Origin of the sequence: Sulfitobacter alexandrii (assembly GCF_001886735.1) — a bacterium.
In the GTDB taxonomy this organism is placed as follows: domain Bacteria; phylum Pseudomonadota; class Alphaproteobacteria; order Rhodobacterales; family Rhodobacteraceae; genus Sulfitobacter; species Sulfitobacter alexandrii.
Window position 1 is genome coordinate 1,171,364 of sequence record NZ_CP018076.1, and the last position, 22,027, is coordinate 1,193,390.

Here is a 22,027-nt window from a genome sequence, read left to right on the forward strand (position 1 = left end):
CGATGGAACCCGTTTCGCGCCGCTTTGCCCTTACCGGCCTGACGCTGCTCACGCTCTCTCTGGGCGCCGGGGCGGCGTACATGACCCGCGGCCGCCGGCATGGCGCGGCGGAGGCGGAGGCGCTCTATGCCGAGCCGCTCAGCCCGCCGGCCGGGGCTCTCGATGTCTATCATCTGGGTCACAGTCTCGTGGGGCGGGACATGCCCGCGATGCTGGCGCAGCTTGCCGGGCCGGGGCACGGCTATCACACGCAACTGGGATGGGGCACGTCGCTGAGGGACCACTGGGAACCGGAGGTGCCGATCAACGGCTTCGCCGAGGAAAACGCACACGACCGGTTCCGCCCCGCGAAGGAGGCGCTGCGGTCCGGGGACTACGATGCGCTGGTGCTGACCGAAATGGTCGAGATCCGCGATGCGATCCGGTATCACGACTCCGCCGAATATCTTGCCCGATGGGCCGGGCTGGCGTGGGATGCCAATCCGGGCACGCGGATCTACCTTTACGAAACGTGGCATCACACCGACGACGGCAATGGTTGGCTGGCCCGGATCGACCGTGACCTGCGGAAATTCTGGCAAGGGCGGGTCAAGTACCCGGCGCTTGCAGCGACGGATGCCCCCATTCACCTGATCCCGGCGGGGCAAGTCATGGCCGCCTTCGTCCGGGAGGTCGAGGCGGCGGGCGGCATCGGCGGTATCACCAGTCTGCATGATCTCTTCACGCGACGGGCGGACGGGACGCCGGATACCATTCATTTCAACGATCTGGGGGCCTATCTGGTGGCACTGACACATTACGCGGTGCTGTATCACCGTGATCCGCGCGGGCTCCCTCACGCGCTGAACCGCGCCGATGGCAGCGCGGCGACTGCGCCGTCCGCCGAGGCCGCAAAGGCGATGCAGAAGGTGGTTCGGGAGGTCGTCGCGCGCCACCCCGAGACCGGTGTGGCGGCATGAGCCTGCTGGGCATCGCCGCATCGGTCGTGATGATCGGTCACAGCCTCTTCGGGACGGACGGCCCCGACATGCTTCAGGAGGCCCTGCGCGCCGGAACCGGCGAGGGGACCGTGCGGGCGCAGATCATCAATGGCGCGCCTTTGCAGTACAACTGGAACGAATCCGCCAATGCCGAGGGCATCGACGCGCGGTCGGTCCTGCCGGAAGGCGGTACCACACACGTCATCATGACCGAGGCGATCCCCCTGGCGAACCATCTCAAGTGGTCCGATACCTTTGTCTATGCGCAGGCTTTTGCGGGTCTTGCCGCCTCGGCCAATCCCGACGTGCACATCTACGTGCAGGAAACCTGGCATTCGCTGAAAAGCGGGACCGGTGCGCCGGTCGAGAATGACGAGGGCGCAGGCACACCCTGGCGCGCGCGGATCGACGAGGATCTACCGGCCTGGGAGGAGATCGTGAAACAGGTTGCCGCCGTCACGCGCGATGACAGCACCGTGGTCGGCCTGATCCCGGCGGGTCAGGCGATGGCGCGGCTGCATGACGAGATCGCGGCGGAGCGGATACCGGGGCTGACCGACATCTCGGCGCTGTTTGCCGATGACATCCATCTCAACGACACAGGCCACTACTTTGTCGCGATGGTGCAATACGCGACGCTGACCGGACAGGATCCGCTGGGCCTGCCCACGGATTTTCACGACCGTTGGGGACAGCCCTTCGACACCCCGGACGAAGATCTGGCACGCCAGTTGCAGCGGGTCGCCTTCGAGGCGGTGAAGGCCTACGGCGGCACGGTGGTGGCCCCGGTGCCGCCCGCCAGTGGCCCGGTGGCCGCCGGGGCGAGTCCGACTGCGCCGACGGGCCCGCCCGCATTGCCCGAGACACCCGCGCCCGACCTCGTCGCCGCGGCGCAGGGGGAGGTCGAGGGAACGAACCGCGTGGCCATCGGGCTCGCCGCGGTGACGGACTGGAGCACGCAGGCGCCTTTCATCGACTTGATGAAAACCGCGCGCCGCTGGATCGGCCATGAACCGGGCCGGTTCGGGGGGATGGAATACGAGGAGCTGCTGGCCGGCGGGTTCCTGGACGACGACGGCTGGCCGCTGCGCAAGCCCCGCACCCTGAGCAGCATCGGCACGCTGATCCTCACCGACATGCCTCCCGAGGCGCAATCGCTTGCGGGGCGCTACCGGCTGGCGTTCGACGGCAAGGGCGTGATCGAGGTGACGGGCCGGGCCGAGAACGTGCGCTACGGCGACGGCGAGGTGACCTTCGACTACACGCCCGGTCCGGGCAGCGTCGACATCCGTATCCAGCGGATCAACACGTCGGACCCGCCGCGCGCCATATCGGTGGTCAAGCAGGAGAACCTCGACCGTTTCGCCGCGGGTGCGGTCTTCAACCCGGACTGGACCACGCGCATCGGCCAGTTCAGCGCCTTGCGGGTCATGGACTGGATGGAGACCAACGATTCCACCCTCGCCAGCTGGGCGGACCGGCCCATGCCGGATGACGCGACCTGGGCAGGGGGTGTGCCCATCGAGGTGATGGTCGATCTTGCCAACGCGATGGAAACAGACCTCTGGGTGAATGTGCCGCATCTTGCGGACGATGATTTCGTCCGCGAATTCGCGTCGCTGGTGAAGGCGCGGCTGGACCCCGCGCTGAAGGTCTACGTGGAGTTTTCGAACGAGGTCTGGAACTGGCAGTTCGAACAGGCCCGCTGGGCCGATGTGCAGTCGCGGGCGCGCTGGGATCAGCAGGACAAGTGGATGCAGTACTACGGCCTGCGTGCGGCGGACGTGGCGCGCCAGTGGGCCGAGGTCTTTGCCGGGGAGGACCGCGCGCGGCTCGTCAACGTGATTTCCAGCCAGACCGGATGGCTGGGCCTCGAGACCGAGGCGCTGACCGCGCCGCTGGCGGTGGCGGAGGGGCTGCCACCCCCCGTGGAGGCGTTCGATGCCTATGCGGTGTCGGGCTATTTCGCGGCCGGGCTGGGCACGGCGGAACGCGCGCCGATGGTGCGTGACTGGCTGGGCGAAAGCCGCAAGAGGGCCGAAGCCGCGGCACAGGCGGAAGGGCTGACCGGGACGGCGGCGGAAGACTACGTCGCGGCGCATCGTTTCGATTTCGCCTTTGACCTTGCGGCGCGCGAGCTGCGGGATGGCGGAGTCAGCGGCGCGACGGAGGACACGGTGGCAGACCTCATCACGCGGGTCTGGCCCTATCACGCCAAGGTGGCGCAGGCGCATGGCCTTGACCTGGTGATGTACGAGGGCGGCAGCCACGTGGTCGGCATCGGCGCGATGGTCGATGACGCGGAACTCACCTCTTTCTTCCAGGCGCTCAACTATTCGCCGCAGATGGGCGCGCTCTACACCACGCTGCTGGAGGGGTGGAAGGCCGTCGGCGGGCAACTCTTCAACGCCTATTCGGACGTCTACGCCCCGACGAAGTGGGGATCCTGGGGCGCGTTGCGATTCCTTGGGGACGACAATCCGCGATGGGATGCGCTGGTGGCGTTCCAGTGAGGACGAGCGTCCTGATCCCCGCCCATGACGAGGCCGCCTATCTGCCGGGGTGCCTGCGGGCGCTGTTGGCGTCGGAGGATGTCGCCGGGGGCGTGGAAGTCATCGTGATTGCCAACGGCTGTTCCGACGAAACCGCCGAGGTGGCGCGCGGTTTCACGGCGCAGACGCAGGCGCGGGGCTGGGAGCTGATGGTGCTGGAGCTTGCGAAGGGCGACAAGCTGGGGGCCTGGAACGCGGGCGAGGCGGCAGCCGGCGGTGCGGTGCTGATCTACCTCGACGCGGATGTGACCGTGTCACCGCCGCTGATCGCGCAGCTGGCAGAGGCGCTCGACACCGACGCGCCACGTTACGCCAGCGGTCGGCCGCGGGTCACCGTCCCCGAGGACACGCTGACCCGCCGTTACACGAGGTTCTGGCTGACCACCCCGTTCATGACAAGGGGGGTGCCGGGTTTCGGGGTGTTCGCGATGAACAGGAACGGCCGGGCGCGCTGGGGCGACTGGCCCGATATCATCTCGGACGACACGTTTGCGCGGCTGAACTTCACCCCCGAGGAACGCCTGTCCGTCCCGGCCTCCTACGACTGGCCGATGGTCGAAGGCTTTGCGCGGCTGGTGAAGGTCCGGCGGCGACAGGACATCGGCGTGGCCGAGATCGCGCGCCGCTACCCCGAACTCGTGACCCATGACGATCCGCCGGGTGGGACAAGGCCCGTCTGGCGGCGGGCGTTTCAGGATCCGGCAGCTTTCGCCGCCTTTTGCGCGGTCCGCGCCGCGATCAACCTGCCGGTGCTGCGCAGCACCGACCGCTGGGCGCGCGGGCGCTAGTCTTTCGCCGCCGTCATATGCCCTGCGAGCTTTGCCGCTTCGATGTCTATGTCGTGGCGTTCCAGCGCGCGGGCCCGTCCGGCATCGGCCATTCGGCAAAGGCGGTCGTGCGGGGCCTCGGCGAGGTCTTCCATCGCACGGGCGAGGGCGGCCACGTCGCCCGCGGGCACCAGCCAGCCGGTTTCGTCCGGGCGTACCAGTTCGGGTGTTCCGGCGATATAGGTGGCAATGACCGGTCGTGCGGCGGCCATCGCCTCCATCACAACCATCGGCAGACCCTCGGCAAAGCTGGGCATCACGAGCGCGTGGGAGGCGGCCAGTTCAGCGTTGACCCGTGCCTCGTCCACCCAGCCCGTCAGTGTCACCCGCGCGCCAAGGTCCAGATCCGCGATCAGGGCCTCGATCTGGCCGCGCATCTCGCCGTCGCCCAGCAGCGTCAGGTGCAGGTCCGCCGTGACTTGGGCCATGGCCTGAACCAGCGCCAGCTGGCCCTTCTGCTCCACCAGCCGGCCAATGGCCACCACGCGGCGCGGTCCGCCCTGCAGCGGGACGGGGTTCGCAAAGCGCGCAGGTTCGATGCCGCAGTGGACCACGTGGATGCGATCCCACCCCGCCGGGTCCGCCCAGCGCATGAGCTGGGAGCGTCCGAAGTGGCTGACCGCGACGGTAAAGGCGGCCCGGCGCATCTTCATGCCCAGCGACAGGGCGCGCGGGGCGTCGAACTCCTCGGGGCCGTGGACGGTGAAGGAATAGGCCGGCCCGCCCAGCATCCGGGACAGCATCGCGACCGCCGCGGCATTGGTCCCGAAATGGGCATGAACATGGTCGATCCCGGCGGCGCGGCACTGGTGCGCGACCTGCGCGGCCTCGGCGAGGTAGATCAGATGACGTAGCCGCCCGACCTCGGACACCCGGCCCATCTGCCACGCGACGCGCATCGCGGCCACGAACGCGGCAGGAGCGCGGCCCAGCGCACGCAGCGCCGCGCCGGCAAGGGTCGAAGCCCCCTTTGACAGGACGTAGTCGGTCCGGTCTGCCTCGTGCCGGTCCTGCGTGTCCACGAGCCGACCATCGTGCGGGCGCATGGCGATCCGCGTCACCTCGTGCCCCTGCCGTTCCAGTGCGCGGATCTCGCGGCGGATGAAGCTCTGCGACGGCTGGGGATACGTATTGAGAACGTAGGCGATTTTCACGGTCTTTTTCCGGCTTTCACAACTTTGCCCCATTGCCATGTCATGACGCTGGCGCAGGACGCAAGGACGCATTATGCAGCGCCTGAGGCAGAAGTGAGGCGTTTTTCGAGTGTTTGCGCGGGTTTTCGATGTGCTGAAAGGCAATCGCCTCATGGCCCGCGCCCTGCGCTCCGCCTCGTGGATCGTGCTGGGGTACGGGGCGTCACAGGCCATCCGCCTCGCGTCGAACCTGATCCTGACCCGGCTGCTTTATCCCGAGGCGTTCGGCCTGATGGCCCTGATCAGCGTGATCACCGTGGGTCTCACGCTGTTTTCCGACGTCGGCATCACGCCCTCGATCTCGCAGAGCAAGCGCGGCGACGACCCGGATTTCCTGAATACCGCCTGGACCATACAGGTGATCCGCGGCGTGCTCCTGTGGCTGGCCGCCTGCGCCATGGCCTATCCGGTCTCCGTCTTCTACGACCAGCCCGATCTGGCCCGGTACCTGCCGATCGCGGCGCTGGCGCTGATCCTCGGCGGCTTCAACCCGACCCGCATCGAGACCGCGCAACGGCACCTTCTGGTGGGGCGGCTGACGGTGCTGGACCTCGCGTCGCAGGTGATCGGGATCATCATCATGATCGTCCTGGCCATCGTGATGGAATCGGTCCTGGCGCTGGTGATCGGCGGCGTCGCGGGGGCAGGGGCCAAGCTGCTGCTGACGCATTTCGGCCTGCCGGGCCTGCGCAACCGGTTTCGCTGGGAACGGACCGCCGCGAGCGAGCTGATCCATTTCGGCAAGTGGATCTTCCTGTCCACGCTGTTCTGGTTCTTTGCCAGCCAGGGTGACAAGGCGATCCTCGGAAAGTTCCTGACCCTTGAAACGCTGGGCATCTACAACATCGGCTACTTCCTTGCCAGTTTTCCGCTGTTGCTGGGGCTGAACGTGACGGGGCGTGTGATGATACCGGTCTACCGCGAGGGGGCGGCGCCGGACCGGCTCGCGCGGCTGCGGTATGGCCTGACGCTGGGGGTCGGGGGGATGCTGGTCGTCATGGCCCTGATCGGTCCGTGGCTCGTCGATCTGCTGTACGACAGCCGGTACGAGAGCGCGGGCGGGGTTGTCGTGCTGCTGGGGCTGGCGCTGATCCCGCAGGTGATCGGGATGACCTATGACCAGGCGGCGCTTGCAGCGGGGGACTCGCGCCGGTTCTTCATCTATTCCGCGCTGCGCTCGACGCTTCAGGTCTCCCTGCTTCTGCTGGGTGCCTTTCAGGGCGGGCTGGTCGGCGCGATTCTTGGCATGGGGCTCGCCATGGCGCTGTCGCATCTGGTGCTGATCTGGCTGGCCCGGGCGCATCACGTCTGGGATGCGCGCCACGATCTGCTGTTCTTTGTCTTGGGCGGAATCGCCACCGTCCTGGCGCTGTGGCTGCACATGGCGGCGCTGCAGGCGCTGACCGCCTTTGCCTGACCCTTGCGGGTCGGTCGCGCGGCGGCTCAGCCCTGTCCCGGATCGGCCTGCCGCGCCAGCCGGGCGTTGCGCCCCCGCTGGCCCGCCTCGGCCCGGTCCTGCCAGAGTTTGGACAACCCGCTGCGCCGCTTGATGCGTCCGACCTCCGGGATCGACACGACGGGCACCAGCCCGGTCTCGCGCTCCATCTGGCGGGCGGTGCGGATCACGGGGCGGCGCAGTTCAAGCAGGAAGGCGAGGCCGAGCCCGAGCATGAGCGAGGCCGCCGCGCCCATCGCCGCGCGTTTCTTGCGGCTCATGCTGATGGGGTAGTCGGGCACGCGGGCCTCTTCCAGTGTCGTCAGCCGCTCGCCCCGCGCCGCATTCTCGAGGGAAAATCCCACCTCGGCTTCGTTGCGCCGGGTGGCGATCACGTCCAGCTGCCCCTGAAGCTGTTCCATCCGGCGCTGGAACTTGGTGAGCGTCTGCTCCACCTCGGGTGTCGTTTCGATGCTGGCAGCCAGTTCGGCGCGGCGGTCCTGCAGCAACTCGCGCTGGGTCGTGAGGCTGTCGATCTGCGCGTCTAGGTCGGCTTCCTCGCGCGCGATCGTCTCCGCCCGGGCGTTGCGGTCTATCCGGCTTCGCGCCAGCTGTGTCGCGATGATCTCGCGGTCCAGTTCAAGCAGCGCGTCGTTGATGCTGGCGATCTCGGAGCGGACGAATTCCAGGCTCCCTTCGATGGAGATGTCGTTGGCGCTGCGGTAGGCGGCGAGTTCCTCGTCCAGTCGGGCGATCTCCCCGATCAGCTGATCCTCCTGGGCGGAAAAGAATTCGAGCGTCTCGCGGGTCTGCTCACGGCGCTGCGCGGCGGCCAGATCGCGGGTGCGGTCGGCGAATTCATGCGCGACGGCCTGTGCCTTTTCGGGGTCGCCCAACCGGGCGGTGATGGTAAGCACCGCGATGGTGCCATCGTCGGCAAAGCCTTCGCGGGTGGCCGCCACACCGTTGATCGTCACCGAGCGGCGCAGCAGATCCACCTTTTCGGACGGACGCAGCGCCGGCAGGTCGGCAAAGAGGTCGAATTTCTCGATCATCGCGCTCAGGCTGTCCCGCGCCATGAGCTGCTGCTGGATCAGCTGAAGCCTCCTGGCCGAGGACGCCTCGACCGTGGAGGGGGCAAGCGAACCGGCGATCTTGGGCTGTTCGATCTGGATGACTTCGGCGGATTCGTAGACATGCGGCTGCGACAGCGCCCAGTACAGCGACAGGAAGCATCCCGCGATGAAGACGAACGAGATGATCCCGATGCGGCGGCGCACCATGTCCAGGAAGTCTGCCAGGGAATAGATTGGTCCCATGTGCCCGTCACCTCAATGCAAATGACCCCTGAACGGCGCGGCCGATCTGGGGTTTTCCGTCTTACACCATCGAATTCGGGCGAAGTTGAGGCACAAACTTGCCGGCTCGCCCGCTTTACCTGTATGTTGGCAGGCTGTTCTTGCGCGCGCGGTTCAGCACGACACCCAGAAGCGGGACCTGACCATCCAGCATCCGCTCGCATTCGACAAGCTGCCGGCCCATAGTCCGCGTGCCATCGGACACCAGCAGCATGCCGTCGAGCTCCGGCAGGAACGCCGATACGTCATCGTGCCCCAGCATGGGGGGCAGGTCGTAGATCACGAGGCCGGGCCGCAGCGCGGCGCGCATCTGGTCAAGGGTGCGGGACAGCCTTGGATTCTGCAGGGTTTCGGCGGCGTCCGGGTCGGGCCGCGCGTTGAGGCCCAGCGCCAGGGTGTCGCTGACACGCTGGATGTGATCCTTGAGGGATATCTCGCCGCGCAGATAATCCCGCATGTCGCACGGCGGGGTGATGCCCATCGCCTTGTGCAGGCCGGGATCGCGCATGTTCAGATCCATCAGAATCGTCCGCGATCCGGCGATGCGCGAGAGGCTCAGCGCCAGGTTCAGGGCGGTGAAGGTGCTGCCACAGCCGCGGGTCGGAGCCGATACCGCGATGTTGACCCAGCCGTTTTCGCCGGTCGTCTTGCGCAGGCGGGTGCGCAGCAGGTCAAACGCTTGCACCGCGAGACTGTCGCGGTCCGCGTCCACGACGGGGATCGAGGTGCTGCGCCTGTCCCGATCGCCGGGCGCCGCGAGGTCGAGTTCTTCCCACTGGGGCAGATCGCGCTCTGCCAGCCCGGACGCTGGCGTGTGCGCCGTGATCGCAGGTGCGGGCGACACGGTGGGCATCTGCATACCCGGCGTGGGCATCGCTGCCGCGCTGTCGTCCGTGCCCGCCGGCTGGTCGGGCTGCGGGCGCGCGTCGCGCGCCGCCGCGGCGCTGTCCGTGCCCGCACGGTGGCGCGGCCGGATGCTGTGCCGCAACCCGTCCGGGCGTGCCCAATCGGCGTCTTCCGCGCCGAAATCCGAACTGTCGGCCCTCAGAAGATTATCCTTCATTCCGGCCTCCTTGGGGGTGTCTGACATGGGCAGGGACCATACCACAGTGTTCTTCGGCGCTAAAGCAAGCCATCGTTTCAATACCCCGTCTGGCGCAGGACCACGCCGACCGTCTTGTACAGGATCGTCATGTCGAGCCGCAGGGACAAGGCGTTTTCGTAGGCCTCGTCGACCCCGTGGCGGTAGGTAAACCTGTTGTTGTTGCGCGCGCTGACCTGCCAGAGGCCCGTCAGACCGGGACGTACAGCGAAATAAGCCTTGGGATTACCGTAGAGTTCCAGTTGATCCACCATCATCGGGCGCGGGCCGACAAGCGACATCTCTCCCTTGAGGACATTGATCAGCTGCGGCAGTTCATCCAGCGAGGTGGCCCGGAGAATCCGGCCGACCCGTGTGATTCGGGGATCGTTGCGCAGTTTCTGGAGCGCGTCCCATTCGGCCTTGGCCGCCGGGTCGCTGGCCAGCAGCTCCAGCAGGACCTTGTCCGCGTCGCGCACCATGGTCCGCAGCTTGATGATCGAGAATGTCTTGCCGCGACGCCCCAGACGGTCCTGCCGGTAGAAGGGCTGGCCCCCCTCGATCCAGAGCGCGATGGCGCAGAGCGCGATCACCGGCACCCAGATCGGCATGGCAAGGACGATCAGCGTCAGGTCCATCAGACGCTTGAAGCCGTTTCTGTAGGGTTTGGCAGGCGTGTGTTTGCGCGCTATGGCTGCGTCCCAGAGGGGCGCCGTCGGTGCCGTTACGCTTTCCGCTCCGACGACGAATACCGGCGTGACGGACTGTTGATCAACAAGATCGAACAGCCCGTAGCCCGGTCGATCCATCTGGAATTTCTTCATCACAACCCCCCAGGGTCGCATCATAATGTTGACCCGGTGCGGACATGCCCGCACCGGGCCGTTACTGGTCACTCACCCTGCCGAACCACGAAAAACCGGCAGTACTTTCCGCGATGCATACGCCCAATCAGGACCGCATGACAGGGATTCGCCGATCAATTTTGTGCAAGCACGGCGGCCATTTCGTGACCGGGCGAGGCAGGCACCACGGCTCGGGCCAATTGTTAGCATTTTTTCGCCTCAATTGGCCGGATTTGTCGGAAACAATCTGTTTCACGGTCGACTTCGGCCAATCTTGCACGCAGCGCGCGAAAATCGCCTCCGCCGATGGCGATCCGGCCCAATCCCACGTGAACAATGCGCCGCACGAAGCTGGATTGTCGGCATATGCGCCTTGGGCGTTTGCCGCCGCGTCGTTGGAATCGCCTAGGCAACGGCAGGGCAGAGCGATGTGGGGGGAAGTGGCAGCCCGTAGGGGAATCGAACCCCTCTTTCCAGGTTGAAAACCTGGCGTCCTAACCGATAGACGAACGGGCCACTGACCGTGAGCGGTTCATTAGGGTTTTCGGTGGGGGTCCGCAAGCAGAAATTTCCCCAAGTCCGAGATAATCTGCACTCAGGCGCGTGCCGCGTCTTCCAGCCGCAGCTGTACGCTTTGCCTGCCGCGCCAGGTGTTGATGTCGAGCCGGCCGGCGAGGTGAAAGCGCGCCCCGCCGTGCGCCTCGAGCGCCGCGCCGAGGGGAGAATCGTACGCGCCGAAACAGATCGCGTCCATCTTCGTGCCCACGCCGTCCCCGAAGCTGATCTTGAGGTGGCTGTCGCCGAGACGCCTTGCGAAATGAACCTTCATGTCGGCAAAGACATAGCGCGGCGCAGGGGCCGCCGCCCCGAAGGGGCCGGCTTCCTCGATGCGTTCGGCCAGTTCGACGGTGGCCGCGCCGGGCATCAGCAGACCGGTCACGTTCAGGTCCGACGGTCCGGCCAGATGCGCCCCCTGGCGGGCCAGCAGTTCCGCGAGCCGCGCCATCGCGGCCTCAAGCTTGTCCTCCGCCACGGTCAGCCCGGCGGCCATCTTGTGCCCGCCCCCCTTGAGCAGGAGCCCTTCGGCCGCCAGCCGCTGGATCGGCGCGCCAAGGTCTATGCCGTTGACGGAACGGCCCGACCCCTTGCCGATTCCGTCCTCGATCCCGATCACGATGGCCGGACGGTTCGACGCCTCCTTGAGCCGCGAGGCCACGATGCCCACGACGCCGGGGTGCCAGCCGGGGCCGGAGGCCCAGACCAGCGGGGCGTCGAAACCGCGCGCTTCGGCCTGTGCCAGGGCGGCGGCACGCACCGCCGCTTCGACGTCGCGGCGCTCGGTGTTCAGCGAATCCAGCCGCTCGGCCAGCGCGGCGACCTCGTGCGAATCGTCGGAGGCCAGCAGCCGCGCGCCAAGGTCGGCCTGTCCGATCCGTCCGCCCGCATTGATGCGCGGACCCAGCAGAAAACCGAGGTGGTAGGCGGTGGGCGCGGTGTCCATCCTCGCCACGTCGGCCAGCGCGGCCAGCCCCGGCCGGTCGCGCCGGGCCATCACCTTGAGCCCCTGGCGGACGAACGCCCGGTTCACGCCGACCAGCGGCGCCACGTCCGCCACCGTCGCGAGCGCGACCAGATCCAGAAGCGCCATCAGGTCCGGCCCCTTGCCCCCCGCCGCGCGCAGTTGACGGCCCGCTTCCACCAGCATCAGGAACACGACCGCGGCAGCGCAGAGATGCGCCAGCGCCCCGTCCTCGTCCTGCCGGTTCGGGTTCACGACTGCCAGGGCCTCGGGCAGCGTTTCACCGCCCAGGTGGTGATCCAGGATCACCACGTCCGCGCCCGCCGCGGCGGCCACCGGGCCATGGGACAGGGTACCGCAATCCACGCAGACGATCAGGTCATGCGCGGCGGCCAGCGCGGCCATCGCGGCGTCGTTCGGCCCGTAACCCTCGTCGATGCGGTCGGGGACATAGAGCGTCGCGGAATGGCCCATCCGGCGCAGCCAGATCAGCAGCAGCGCGGCGGAACTGCCGCCGTCGACATCGTAGTCCGCAAAGATCGCGATCCGTTCGCGCCGGTTCACGGCCGCGAGGAACCGGGCCGCGGCCTTCTCCATGTCCTTGAGCGTCCTCGGGTCGGGCAGCAGGTCGCGCAGGGCAGGGGCAAGAAAGCCCGCCGCTTCCTCCGGCGGCACGCCGCGGCGGGCCAGCACCTGGCAGACCGCCTGCGGCAGCCCGGTGCGCTGCACCAGCAGCTCGGCCGCGCGTTCGTACTCGACACCGGGACCGACCCAGCGCCGTCCGGTCAACGAGGCCTCAACGCCGAGAAAGCTCACCTTCACCCCGTTTCATTGTTCCAGAAATACACGTCGCGGCGCCCGCCAGGGGCGCGCCTTCAGGCCCGGTCGACCGGCGTGCGGTAGTTGATCCGCCGCACCGATCCGGTCTTGGACCGCATGATCAGGGTCTCGGTCGTCATCCAGCCCGGCTCGCGCTTGACACCCGGCAGGATGTTGCCGCCGGTCACGCCGGTCGCGGCGAAGATCACGTGCTCGGTCACCATTTCATCGCGGCTGTAGACGCGGTCGAAATCGGTGATGCCCGCCTTGGTCGCGCGGGCGCGTTCGTCGTCATTGCGGAACAGCAGCCGGCCGTACATCTGCCCGCCCATGCACTTGAGAGCGGCGGCGGCCAGGACACCTTCGGGGGCGCCGCCTGCGCCCATGTACATGTCGATTCCCGTTTGCGGGTCGGCGCAGTGCATCACCCCGGCGACGTCACCGTCGGTGATCAGCCGGATCGCAGCCCCGGTGTCGCGGACTTCGGCGATCATCTCTTCGTGGCGCGGACGTTCAAGGATGCAGACCGTGATATCCGAGGCCGCACAGCCCTTGGCTGTCGCCAGCGCCTTGACCCGTTCACCGGGGGTCATGTCCAGCGTGACGACCCCGGTCTCAAAGCCGGGACCGATCGCCAGCTTGTCCATGTAGGTGTCCGGCGCATGAAGCATGGAGCCGCGCGGACCCATCGCGATCACTGTCAGTGCGTTTGGCATGTCCTTTGCCGTCAGCGTCGTACCCTCGAGCGGGTCGAGCGCGATGTCCACGCCGGGGCCGTTCCCGGTGCCGACTTCCTCACCGATATAGAGCATCGGCGCCTCGTCCCGTTCGCCTTCGCCGATGACGACCACGCCCGCGATGTCCAGCATGTTAAGCTGCGTGCGCATCGCGTTCACGGCGGCCTGGTCCGCGGCCTTCTCGTCACCCTTGCCGATCAGCTTGGCCGATGCGAGGGCAGCCGCCTCGGACACGCGGGCGAGGCCGAGGGACAACATGCGGTCTTGGAAATCGGCGGATGTGGGCATGACAATTCCTTGCTGGTTTGAATATTGCCCCGTCCTCTAGCGCGCCCGGTGGGTTCACACAAGCGCGCCGGCCCCCATGGCGCACCCGGCCCGTGTTTCACGGGCCGGGTGCCTGTTTTCAGGGATATATCTCGCCGGCGAACCATGTGTCGGCGGGCACCCAGTCATTTCCGCTGCCGCCCCAGCCCTGGTTCACGTAGAACCACCGGTCATAGACGGTCTCGTTCCAGCAGAAGACAAAGCACTTCCGGACCACGCGGCGCTGCCAGGCATAGCCATAGGCCACCGGATAGTGGCTGAGCCAGCCGGTACCGATCACCGCCGGGGTGTCCCGGTCGCGGATCGAATTGCGGGCGTATTCGCGCAGGCGGCTTTCCGAGGCGCCGACGGAATTGTAGTGGGTGGTCAGGCTGGTTCCGGTACGCCCCACGAAATAGGCGCTCGCGTCGCTCATCTCCCAAGGGTAGGTCGCGCCCTGGCCGAAGATGCAGAAGGTGCCGACGTCGTCCGCGATCTCCTCGATCACGTTGTTGACGCCGGTGGTCTGCGAGGTGGGCGAGATCACGTTCGCCCCGGTGCCGCCGTCCTGCCGGTAGAGCCCCCAGCGCGGCGCCCAGTAGCTGTTGCCCGTCCCGGCCTGCCGGTCCCCCCAGAGGAACAGGATGGTCCAGGCCAGTGAACCGCAACCGATGGCGCAGCCGTTGACCGTGTATTGATTGTAGGGTTGTTCGCTGACGTTTCCGTCCGCCCAGTAGTATGTGTAGGCCATTGAAATCACTCCTCGAAAAAGTTCATGCCGCTGCCGGGCTTGCGGTCCGACGGGGTGCTGTCCGATACCGCGAAGAACGGCAGCGTCTCGCGCAGCCCCGACCGGTAGGAGACATGCATCTCGAACGAGACTTCCTGCGGCAGCGCCTCGTCCGCGACGTGAAGGGCGACCGCGCCGCTGCCCTCGGGCGTATCAAGGGGTTCGATGCGCACCAGCCGCGCGCCCTCACCGGAGACTTCGACGGCGGCATCGGATTCGAGCAGGGCAACCCGGTGCGTGGTGCCGGTCTTGATCCCTTCGCCCATTTTCGCAACGAGGTCCTCGATCTCCCATGCAGGGGCCGCGTTGCGCGCGAGATCGGCCAGAAGGGGGCCGAACGTCTTGGCATAGACCTTGCGCAGCTGGGCCCAGCTTTCCACCTCGCGCAGCTTGACCCGCTGGGGGCGCGCGCCGCGATTGATGGTCTCGGGCTTGTCCTGCAGCGGATCGCCGTCGTCCTTCGGCTTTTGTGAGGGCCGCACGAGGGTGGAGGAGATCCGGCCCCTTGCCTTTTCCATGTCGTCTGGCAGCCCTTCGATGGGCAGCGGCAGCTGTCCGGTCTGGGCGGCCATCTCGCCATCCTCGGTTTCGCCGACGTAGGACAGCGCATCGACCTTGAAGATGCGGGCGACCTTGCCGCCCTTTTCCTCTGCCGCCGCCGCGATCTGCCGGCTTGGCGGTTCCCGGTCGAGCGACCAGTGGGCGATGGGGTGGTCGTGCCCCTTGCTTGCCGCGATGATGAAGCCGGTATCGGCAGGCATCGCCATCTTGCCGCCGCGGTCGCCGCGACCGGTGATGGCGGCGGGGCGATCCTCCCCGCGGCCCAGGTCGACCGCGAACTCGTAATAGGCGACCTCGTCGAGGTCGGGGCGGAACAAGGCCGTGACCTGCGGCATCAGGCGTGCCCGGCCGCCCGTGGGGTCCATTTCCGTACCCCTGACGGTTTCGAGCAGTTGTGCCGCACGGCGCCTGATCGCCGTGGGGACTTCTTCAATATGAATTTGCATCTGTTTGCTCCCTTGAATGAAAGGGGCGCCTGGAAATATCTCGGCATACGCGATGCCCGCGCCCCGGGATACCATCAACCGGGACTAGAATTTCGCCAAGTACGGGAATCCTTACCCGTTTTCCGCGGGTGCAGCGAAACGGCCCGAAGTCAACTTCGGGCCGCAGATGCTTGTTTTGAAATGGATTTGTGGAGAGCGGCTCGCGCCGGTCAGACTTCCTCGATCCGCAGGGCGACAGGTGCGCCAGCCATCACGCCGGTGCCGTCCATCGCGGCGATGGCGCGTTCGAGATCGGCAGGTATCGTCCGGTGGGTCACGATCAGCACCGGGGCCGAGGCCGCGTCGTGTTCGTACTGGCGCATCCGGTTGATGCTGACGCCCGCCTCGCCGAGGACCGTGGCGATCTTGGCGAGGGCGCCGGGTTTGTCCACCAGCGCCATCCGCAGGTAGTAGGGGGCCGGTGTCTTGGACTGGGCCGATTTGGCCTGCACCAGCGTGGTCGCGGGCTGGCCGAAGACCGGCAGCCACACGCCCCGCGCGATGTCGCAGACATCGGCCATCACGGCACTGGCGGTGGGCCCTTCGCCGGCCCCGGCGCCGCGGAGCACGATCTGGCCGACGGCGTCCCCTTCGAGCACCACCATGTTGGTGCCGCCGTCCAGTTGTCCGAGCGGCGAACTGTCCGGCACGAGGCAGGGCTGCATGCGCTGTTCCAGCCCGCGCCCGGTTTTCTGGGCAACGCCCAGAAGCTTGATCTTGTAGCCCATGTCGGCGGCGGCGCGGATGTCCTCGATGGTGACCCGTTCGATCCCCTCAAGCTGAATGCCGTGGAAATCGACCTGTGCGCCGAACGCGATGCTGGACAGGATCGCCAGCTTGTGCGCCGCGTCGATGCCGCCTACGTCCAATTGCGGATCGGCTTCGAGATAGCCGAGCGCATCCGCCTCGGCGAAGATGTCCTGATAGGTCTGGCCGGCGCTTTCCATCCGCGTGAGGATGTAGTTGCACGAGCCGTTCATCACGCCCATAACCCGCGTGATGCCATTGCCCGCCAACCCTTCCAGCAGGGTCTTCACCACGGGGATGCCCCCGGCGACGGCCGCTTCGTAGCGCAGGCTCAGGCCCTGTGCCTCGGCCAGTTCGGCCAGAGCCTGACCATGGATCGCAAGCATCGCCTTGTTGGCGGTCACGACGTGTTTACCCGCCTTCAGCGCGGCCTCCGTTGCGGCCTTGGCCGGGCCGTCGGACCCGCCCATCAGTTCCACGAAAACATCCACGTCGTCCCGGGTGGCCAGCGTGACCGGATCGTCTTCCCAGTCATATCCTTTCAAGCTGACGCCACGGTCGCGGTCGCGGGTGCGGGCGGATACCGCCGACACGCTGATCTTGCGCCCCGTGCGCGCTTCGAGCAGAGCCGCCTGTTGCCGGATGATGCGCAGAACGCCGACGCCGACCGTGCCCAGACCGGCGATACCAAGGCGAAGGGTGTCAGACATGGGCGGGATCCTTTGGCTGGGGGGAAGAGACGGTTTTGCCGCGATGTAGCCGTTTCGATGGTCGCGTGCAACGCGCGAGACCTATTGCAGGCCCTCTGCCAGCCGCTGGCGTTCCCGGCCCGTGAGCACCGAGCCCCGCAGCCGGGCGGCGCGGGCGCGCAGCCGCGCCACGCGCGCCTCCAACTGGGCCTGGGTGGCGCCGGCATCCACGCGGCCCGCCGTCGCCTGTGCCAATACCGGCTCCAGCGGCACAAGGTCGGGATATTCCGAAGCGGCCAGTTCCGGCGACACGGTCCTGTCCAGTTCGGGAAACTGGGTGCAGGCCGCAAGGCCACCGGCAGCCAACAGGACGATGAGGGCGCGAATGCTCATGCGGACTTTCTTGCACCAGCGCGTTTCACGGCGCAAGCGGGCTTTGCTTTTGAACAAGGGTTCATTAGTCAGGTGCCATGGCACGTACCGCAGGTTCACATTCCGACATTACCGGCCCCAAGGTCCGCGCGGCAGCGCAGAAGCTGTTCGCCCGCGGCGGCTATGCGGCGGTGTCCATGCGGGCCATCGCGGCCGAGGTGGGCGTGCAGGTCGGGGCGCTTTACAACTATACGCCCGACAAGCAGACGCTGCTTTTCGAACTGATGCGCGACCATCTGGAAGAGCTGCTGACGGCGCTTCCAGTCCCGGCGGGCGACGCGCTGGCACAGCTTGAAACCTTCGTGTCTTTCCACATCCGCTTTCACGCGGACCGGCCCGATGCGGTCTTTATCGCCTATATGGAGCTGCGCAACCTCGACGAGGAAAACTTCATCACGGTCGAGGCGTTGCGCCGCAGGTACGAAGACCGGCTGGAGAATATTCTGCGCGCGGGCGTCGACAGCGGTGCCTTCGCGGTGCAGGACACCAAGATCGTGACGCTGGCGCTCATCGCCATGCTGACGGGCGTCAACACGTGGTTCCGCGAAAGCGGCCGGCTGTCACTGGACGAGGTCGTGGCGCAGTACTGGGACATGGTCCGCAAGGCGGTGGGCCACACCGCCTGACGGGGGAGGGGTGGGCCGCGTGCCCACCCTGCGGGTCAGTGTGCGGGCCGGATGAACTTGCCGTTTCGCAGGTCGGCAAAGGCTTGTTCCAGCTCGGCGCGGGTGTTCATCACGATGGGTCCGTGCCAGGCGACCGGCTCTTCGATGGGCGCGCCGGAAATCAGCAGGAAGCGCACGCCTTCCTCGCCCGCCTGCACCGTCACCTCGTCGCCGGTGCCGAACCGGATCAGCGTGCGGTCACCGCTGAGATCGCGGATGTTCACCTCTTCGCCCGCGACTTCCTTTTCCAGCAGCACGCCCGACGGGGCCGACGCATCGGCAAAGGCGCCGGCACCTTGGAAAATATAGGCGAACGCGCGGCGGTAGGTATCGATCCGGAAGGTCTTCTTCACGCCCGCAGGCACCGTGATGTCAAGGTATTGCGGATCGGCGGCGATGCCGTCCACCGGGCCGGTCTTGCCCCAGAAGTTGCCGGTAATCACCTTGACCCGCGTACCGTCGTCGTCCGTCACGACCGGGATATCCGCCGACGTCACGTCCTGATAGCGCGGCGCGGTCATCTTCTGCGCGGAGGGCAGGTTGCCCCAAAGCTGGAAGCCATGCATCTGACCGCGGGCGTTTCCGGCGGGCATCTCCTGATGCAGGATGCCCGACCCGGCGGTCATCCACTGCACGTCGCCCGCGCCCAGCGTGCCGGTGTTGCCCAGTGAATCGCCGTGTTCCACCGTACCTTCCAGCACGTAGGTAATGGTTTCGATCCCGCGGTGGGGATGCCAGGGGAAACCCTTTTCGAAATCCTCGGGGCGTTCGTTGCGGAAGTCGTCGAACAGCAGGAACGGGTCCAGTTCCGACGGGTCCTGAAAGCCGAAGGCGCGGTGCAGTTTCACGCCGGCCCCTTCGAGGGTGGGGATCGCACGGCGGGTTTCTAGGGTAGGTCTGAGGGACATGATCGGTCTCCTGTGACTGGTATGCCCGTGGGATATAGGAGCGGGCGGGCCGCGCACAATGCCGGCCGCCGCGCGGTCCCTGTGCATTTCTGCAAAGGCCCCGACCGCCGATCACCCGCTTGGCGAGAATCACCCTTTCGTGTCACGCTGGGATTTTTAGCAGGTATTTCGGTTCTTCATTCATTTCTTGCGCAAGGATTCCGTTCATGAAGCTCATTCATCCCACGCTGGCCCTCGGGCTTGCCCTTGGCGCCTCGGTCGCACTGGCGCAATACAAGCAGGATCATCTCTGTGTCGACGGGACCAACCGGATCTGCAACATCCTGCCCGCCGATCTGGACGGGCTGGCGATAGGTGTTCAGGGATATACCCCCTCGACCGACCGCCGGAACGAGGACCAGGCCCAGCAGATCAACTTCGATTACTTCGGCTGGCAGAGCTTCGCGGCGCTCAACGCGCCGGCTGACGCCAGCGGCCGACCCATCGGCGTCATCGGAAGCGCCCCCGAGGCCCCGCGTGTCTGGGAAAGCTTTGCCGGCGTGGACGATGTTTTTCCCGGCAATGCCATCGTGCCCGACATCTGCGACGCCGGCGGACGCATGACGCTGGCGCGGACCTCCAAGGTGACGACGTCGAGCTTCATCCAGCCGATGACCCCCTATCCGCTGATCGACGCCGCGGGGAACTTCGTTTTGTACGATGTCCGGATCAACGACGCCGCCGTCGGATACCTCGAGGAGAACGGGCTTACCACCAAGGCCGGGCAGCAGGCCTTTGCGGACGCGGGCGGTGTCTGGGACTTTCCGCGTGGCAAGGACGGCGTGGTCGGCGCGATCGAAGTCAAGACGTCATGGCGCCTGCTGGAGAACGGCGACAACCCGCTGGGGTATTTCACCCTGCCGGTCACCGTCGTGGTCGCGGCGGAAGACAGCGCCAGCGGCGCGCCGATGTGCCTGGAGGAGATCGCGGGCCTGACGGGCATGCACATCATGCAAAAGGTCGCGACACCCGAGGAATTCGCCGAATTCTGGATCTGGGCGTCGTTCGAGCACGCCTCCAATGCGCCGCTCGCCAAGGGGGCGCCAATCTCGCAGATGGATGAGCAATCGACCCTGAAGAACCGCGAGCCCGCCGCGTCCTGCCCCATTCCGGACGATGCCGCCGGGCCCTATGCATTCTTCGATGCGGCCTGCACGGACGGTGGTGCGGCCTGCACGCCGAACGCACCACCGGTCGGCGCGGATTTCAAGTGGCAGGCGCAGATGCCCTACGGCGGCGCGTATCTCTTTGACGACCGTTTCGGCACGCAGGTCGTCCGGTGCTGGGATCTCTACGCGACGGGGCAGGAGGTGAACGCCCGGTTCAAGGCCGCGCTCGCCGGGACGATCTGGGAAAACTACGACCTCATCGGTGTCCAGTGGGCCAACGACCACGGGGATTATTACGCGGAAAAGATGAAGCCCTTTGCCGCGCCCATCTACATGGTGAACTCGACGCTGGAGACGTACCTGCAGATCAACCCGGTGCTGGATGCCCACGGAGGCCTGAACCGGGACAGGCCTTCTTCCTGCATCAACTGTCATGACATGGCGCGGGATGCGATCGGCAACCACAGCAACTTCAGCTTCCTCGGGGGCTACGCCAAGTAGCCCGTTCCGGCCCAGGTCGCAATCAGGCGCGACAGGTCGCGTTCGCGGCCCGCTGATGGGTGGCACCGGGACAGGAGGATGGCATGAAGGTCGGTTTCATCGGTTTGGGAAACGTCGGCGGCAAGCTGGCAGGCTCGCTGCTGCGCAACGGGGTGGCATTGCATGTGCACGACCTGAACCCCGCGCTGGTGGCGCGGAAGGTCGAAAAGGGCGCCATCGCCGCCGCGGATCCCGCCGCGCTGATGCAGGCCTGCGACGTGGTTATCACCTGCCTGCCAAGCCCCGCCGCCTGCGCGGACGTCTTCGCGCAGATGCTGCCCCATATCGGGCCGGGCAAGGTCTGGATGGAAATGTCGACCACGGACGCGGACCAGATCAAGGCCCATGCGGAGGCGGCCATCGCCCGGGGCGGGGAGGCGGTCGACTGCCCGGTGTCGGGCGGTTGCCACCGCGCGGATACCGGCAACATCAGCATCTACGCGGGCTGCACGCGCCCCACCTTCGAAAAGGTGCTGCCGATCCTGACCCACATGGGCCGGCGGATCCTGCATGTGGGCGACGTCGGTGTGTCCAGCACGCTGAAGGTGATGACCAACTATCTTGCCACGATCAACCTGCTGTCGCTGTGCGAGGCGCTCACGGTGATGAAGGCGGCGGGGATGGATCTGGGCGTGACCTACGAAGCGATCGCCGCTTCCTCGGGCAACTCCTTCGTCCATGAGACCGAAAGTCAGCTGATCCTGTCGGGATCGCGGGATGTGAATTTCACCCTCGACCTCGTGCAGAAGGACGTCGGGCTGTTCCAGAAACTGGCCGACGATCACGGCGTGCCGCTGGAACTGTCGCCGCTGATGATCGAGATGCTGACCGATGGTCAGCGGCGATACGGCGTGACCGCGCAATCCGACCGCATGATCGAACGTCTCGAAGAGGCAACGGGCCTCAGCATCACGGCGCCCGGATTTCCCACCGAACTGGTGGACGACGAGCCCGAAGAGCGCGGCTACGAGGTGCCGGTGCGCCGATAGGGCCCCAAACGCAGAACGCGGCCCCGGTCAGGGGGCCGCGCTCCGATGTCTTCGCGTGGTTCGGCTTATGCCAGTGCGAGGTTCGTCGCCGATTCGCGGCCGTCACGGCCGGCTTCGATGTCGAAGGTCACTTTCTGGTCGTCTGCCAGGCCGGTCAGGCCGGCGCGCTCAACAGCGGAAATGTGCACGAACACATCTTTGCTGCCGCCGTCGGGCGCGATGAAGCCGAAGCCTTTTGTTGCGTTGAACCATTTTACGGTGCCAGTGGCCATATCCGTAGTCTCCGTTTTGGGGCTGTCCGCAGTATGCGACAGCGTGGCGTAGTCGGTCTGGATCGGGACTGAGCGCCGTGTGAGGGAGACAGTGGGTCGAAAAAGAATAACGTAAGCAACGTCCGTCTATCACAAAACACGACGAAAAT

The 22,027-nt window shown here is 66.6% G+C and carries 19 protein-coding genes and 1 tRNA gene; 7 read left to right on the top strand and 13 right to left on the bottom strand.

What is annotated here, in order from left to right; translation table 11 throughout:
* Window positions 1-2 precede the first annotated feature (2 nt).
* From BOO69_RS05725 to BOO69_RS05735, 3 genes are read left to right on the top strand one after another with little or no spacing between them, the layout of a single operon-like run.
* Window positions 3-959 carry a hypothetical protein gene (locus BOO69_RS05725; RefSeq protein WP_071971119.1) on the top strand — a complete coding sequence of 319 codons (957 nt, stop codon included), beginning with the start codon at window positions 3-5 and terminating at the stop codon, window positions 957-959.
* Complete coding sequence (locus tag BOO69_RS05730; protein WP_071971121.1) at window positions 956-3,493, top strand: hypothetical protein; 2,538 nt, start codon at window positions 956-958, stop codon at window positions 3,491-3,493. The genes BOO69_RS05725 and BOO69_RS05730 overlap by 4 nt, the downstream gene beginning before the upstream one ends.
* Window positions 3,466-4,320 (top strand): glycosyltransferase family 2 protein, encoded by an 855-nt coding sequence (locus BOO69_RS05735; RefSeq protein WP_071971123.1) that lies wholly within the window; start codon window positions 3,466-3,468, stop codon window positions 4,318-4,320. The genes BOO69_RS05730 and BOO69_RS05735 overlap by 28 nt, the downstream gene beginning before the upstream one ends.
* Here BOO69_RS05735 and BOO69_RS05740 read toward each other — a convergent pair.
* Window positions 4,317-5,513: a glycosyltransferase gene (locus tag BOO69_RS05740; RefSeq protein WP_071973663.1), complete on the bottom strand. Its 1,197-nt coding sequence runs from the start codon at window positions 5,511-5,513 to the stop codon at window positions 4,317-4,319. The genes BOO69_RS05735 and BOO69_RS05740 overlap by 4 nt on opposite strands.
* A gap of 151 nt (window positions 5,514-5,664) precedes the next feature.
* Here BOO69_RS05740 and BOO69_RS05745 point away from each other — a divergent pair, with 151 nt between their 5' ends.
* Window positions 5,665-6,969 carry an oligosaccharide flippase family protein gene (locus tag BOO69_RS05745; protein WP_071973664.1) on the top strand — a complete coding sequence of 435 codons (1,305 nt, stop codon included), beginning with the start codon at window positions 5,665-5,667 and terminating at the stop codon, window positions 6,967-6,969.
* Between the two features lie 26 nt (window positions 6,970-6,995).
* Here the strand turns inward: BOO69_RS05745 and BOO69_RS05750 are convergent, their stop codons facing one another.
* From BOO69_RS05750 to BOO69_RS05795, 10 genes are all read right to left on the bottom strand, one after another.
* A complete protein-coding gene (locus BOO69_RS05750; RefSeq protein WP_071971125.1) occupies window positions 6,996-8,306 on the bottom strand; it encodes a GumC family protein in 1,311 nt (436 codons plus the stop codon).
* 115 nt (window positions 8,307-8,421) lie between these two features.
* Entirely contained in the window at window positions 8,422-9,408 is a 987-nt protein-coding gene (locus BOO69_RS05755; RefSeq protein WP_071971127.1) for a CpsD/CapB family tyrosine-protein kinase, read from the bottom strand.
* Window positions 9,409-9,485: 77 nt separating this feature from the next.
* Window positions 9,486-10,250 (bottom strand): sugar transferase, encoded by a 765-nt coding sequence (locus BOO69_RS05760; RefSeq protein ID WP_237267574.1) that lies wholly within the window; start codon window positions 10,248-10,250, stop codon window positions 9,486-9,488.
* 462 nt (window positions 10,251-10,712) lie between these two features.
* Window positions 10,713-10,787 (bottom strand) — tRNA-Glu (locus tag BOO69_RS05765).
* A 79-nt stretch (window positions 10,788-10,866) separates the two neighbouring features.
* A complete protein-coding gene (recJ, locus tag BOO69_RS05770; protein WP_071973665.1) occupies window positions 10,867-12,606 on the bottom strand; it encodes a single-stranded-DNA-specific exonuclease RecJ in 1,740 nt (579 codons plus the stop codon).
* Window positions 12,607-12,665: 59 nt separating this feature from the next.
* On the bottom strand, window positions 12,666-13,634 hold the full coding sequence (gene glpX, locus BOO69_RS05775; protein WP_071971129.1) for a class II fructose-bisphosphatase: 969 nt from the start codon (window positions 13,632-13,634) through the stop codon (window positions 12,666-12,668).
* 118 nt (window positions 13,635-13,752) lie between these two features.
* Complete coding sequence (locus tag BOO69_RS05780) at window positions 13,753-14,403, bottom strand: hypothetical protein (RefSeq protein ID WP_071971130.1); 651 nt, start codon at window positions 14,401-14,403, stop codon at window positions 13,753-13,755.
* Window positions 14,404-14,408: 5 nt separating this feature from the next.
* Window positions 14,409-15,449, bottom strand: a complete 1,041-nt coding sequence (locus BOO69_RS05785) for a hypothetical protein (RefSeq protein ID WP_156874868.1) — start codon at window positions 15,447-15,449, stop codon at window positions 14,409-14,411.
* Between the two features lie 209 nt (window positions 15,450-15,658).
* Window positions 15,659-16,945, bottom strand: a complete 1,287-nt coding sequence (locus BOO69_RS05790) for a homoserine dehydrogenase (protein ID WP_071971134.1) — start codon at window positions 16,943-16,945, stop codon at window positions 15,659-15,661.
* A gap of 81 nt (window positions 16,946-17,026) precedes the next feature.
* Window positions 17,027-17,317 carry a hypothetical protein gene (locus tag BOO69_RS05795; RefSeq protein WP_071971136.1) on the bottom strand — a complete coding sequence of 97 codons (291 nt, stop codon included), beginning with the start codon at window positions 17,315-17,317 and terminating at the stop codon, window positions 17,027-17,029.
* A 77-nt stretch (window positions 17,318-17,394) separates the two neighbouring features.
* Here BOO69_RS05795 and BOO69_RS05800 point away from each other — a divergent pair, with 77 nt between their 5' ends.
* On the top strand, window positions 17,395-17,982 hold the full coding sequence (locus BOO69_RS05800; RefSeq protein ID WP_071971138.1) for a TetR/AcrR family transcriptional regulator: 588 nt from the start codon (window positions 17,395-17,397) through the stop codon (window positions 17,980-17,982).
* A 35-nt stretch (window positions 17,983-18,017) separates the two neighbouring features.
* Here BOO69_RS05800 and BOO69_RS05805 read toward each other — a convergent pair whose 3' ends face one another.
* Window positions 18,018-18,929 carry a pirin family protein gene (locus BOO69_RS05805; protein WP_071971139.1) on the bottom strand — a complete coding sequence of 304 codons (912 nt, stop codon included), beginning with the start codon at window positions 18,927-18,929 and terminating at the stop codon, window positions 18,018-18,020.
* Between the two features lie 206 nt (window positions 18,930-19,135).
* Between BOO69_RS05805 and BOO69_RS05810 the strand changes: the two genes are divergently transcribed.
* Window positions 19,136-20,578 (top strand): hypothetical protein, encoded by a 1,443-nt coding sequence (locus BOO69_RS05810; RefSeq protein WP_071971141.1) that lies wholly within the window; start codon window positions 19,136-19,138, stop codon window positions 20,576-20,578.
* An 83-nt stretch (window positions 20,579-20,661) separates the two neighbouring features.
* Window positions 20,662-21,606: an NAD(P)-dependent oxidoreductase gene (locus BOO69_RS05815; protein WP_071971143.1), complete on the top strand. Its 945-nt coding sequence runs from the start codon at window positions 20,662-20,664 to the stop codon at window positions 21,604-21,606.
* Window positions 21,607-21,671: 65 nt separating this feature from the next.
* Here BOO69_RS05815 and BOO69_RS05820 read toward each other — a convergent pair whose 3' ends face one another.
* Window positions 21,672-21,878, bottom strand: a complete 207-nt coding sequence (locus BOO69_RS05820; protein WP_071971146.1) for a cold-shock protein — start codon at window positions 21,876-21,878, stop codon at window positions 21,672-21,674.
* Window positions 21,879-22,027 lie beyond the last annotated feature (149 nt).

Excerpts from the sequence above, each read along its gene's own strand:
- BOO69_RS05815 (WP_071971143.1), top strand. The coding sequence starts at position 20,662 with ATGAAGGTCGGTTTCATCGGTTTGGGAAACGTCGGCGGCAAGCTGGCA.
- BOO69_RS05795 (WP_071971136.1), bottom strand. The coding sequence starts at position 17,317 with ATGAGCATTCGCGCCCTCATCGTCCTGTTGGCTGCCGGTGGCCTTGCG.
- BOO69_RS05750 (WP_071971125.1), bottom strand. The coding sequence starts at position 8,306 with ATGGGACCAATCTATTCCCTGGCAGACTTCCTGGACATGGTGCGCCGC.
- BOO69_RS05730 (WP_071971121.1), top strand. The coding sequence starts at position 956 with ATGAGCCTGCTGGGCATCGCCGCATCGGTCGTGATGATCGGTCACAGC.
- BOO69_RS05725 (WP_071971119.1), top strand. The coding sequence starts at position 3 with ATGGAACCCGTTTCGCGCCGCTTTGCCCTTACCGGCCTGACGCTGCTC.
- BOO69_RS05780 (WP_071971130.1), bottom strand. The coding sequence starts at position 14,403 with ATGGCCTACACATACTACTGGGCGGACGGAAACGTCAGCGAACAACCC.
- glpX (WP_071971129.1), bottom strand. The coding sequence starts at position 13,634 with ATGCCCACATCCGCCGATTTCCAAGACCGCATGTTGTCCCTCGGCCTC.
- BOO69_RS05755 (WP_071971127.1), bottom strand. The coding sequence starts at position 9,408 with ATGAAGGATAATCTTCTGAGGGCCGACAGTTCGGATTTCGGCGCGGAA.
- BOO69_RS05735 (WP_071971123.1), top strand. The coding sequence starts at position 3,466 with ATGGGATGCGCTGGTGGCGTTCCAGTGAGGACGAGCGTCCTGATCCCC.
- BOO69_RS05760 (WP_237267574.1), bottom strand. The coding sequence starts at position 10,250 with ATGAAGAAATTCCAGATGGATCGACCGGGCTACGGGCTGTTCGATCTT.
- BOO69_RS05790 (WP_071971134.1), bottom strand. The coding sequence starts at position 16,945 with ATGTCTGACACCCTTCGCCTTGGTATCGCCGGTCTGGGCACGGTCGGC.
- BOO69_RS05810 (WP_071971141.1), top strand. The coding sequence starts at position 19,136 with ATGAAGCTCATTCATCCCACGCTGGCCCTCGGGCTTGCCCTTGGCGCC.
- BOO69_RS05805 (WP_071971139.1), bottom strand. The coding sequence starts at position 18,929 with ATGTCCCTCAGACCTACCCTAGAAACCCGCCGTGCGATCCCCACCCTC.
- BOO69_RS05785 (WP_156874868.1), bottom strand. The coding sequence starts at position 15,449 with ATGCAAATTCATATTGAAGAAGTCCCCACGGCGATCAGGCGCCGTGCG.
- BOO69_RS05800 (WP_071971138.1), top strand. The coding sequence starts at position 17,395 with ATGGCACGTACCGCAGGTTCACATTCCGACATTACCGGCCCCAAGGTC.
- BOO69_RS05820 (WP_071971146.1), bottom strand. The coding sequence starts at position 21,878 with ATGGCCACTGGCACCGTAAAATGGTTCAACGCAACAAAAGGCTTCGGC.
- BOO69_RS05745 (WP_071973664.1), top strand. The coding sequence starts at position 5,665 with ATGGCCCGCGCCCTGCGCTCCGCCTCGTGGATCGTGCTGGGGTACGGG.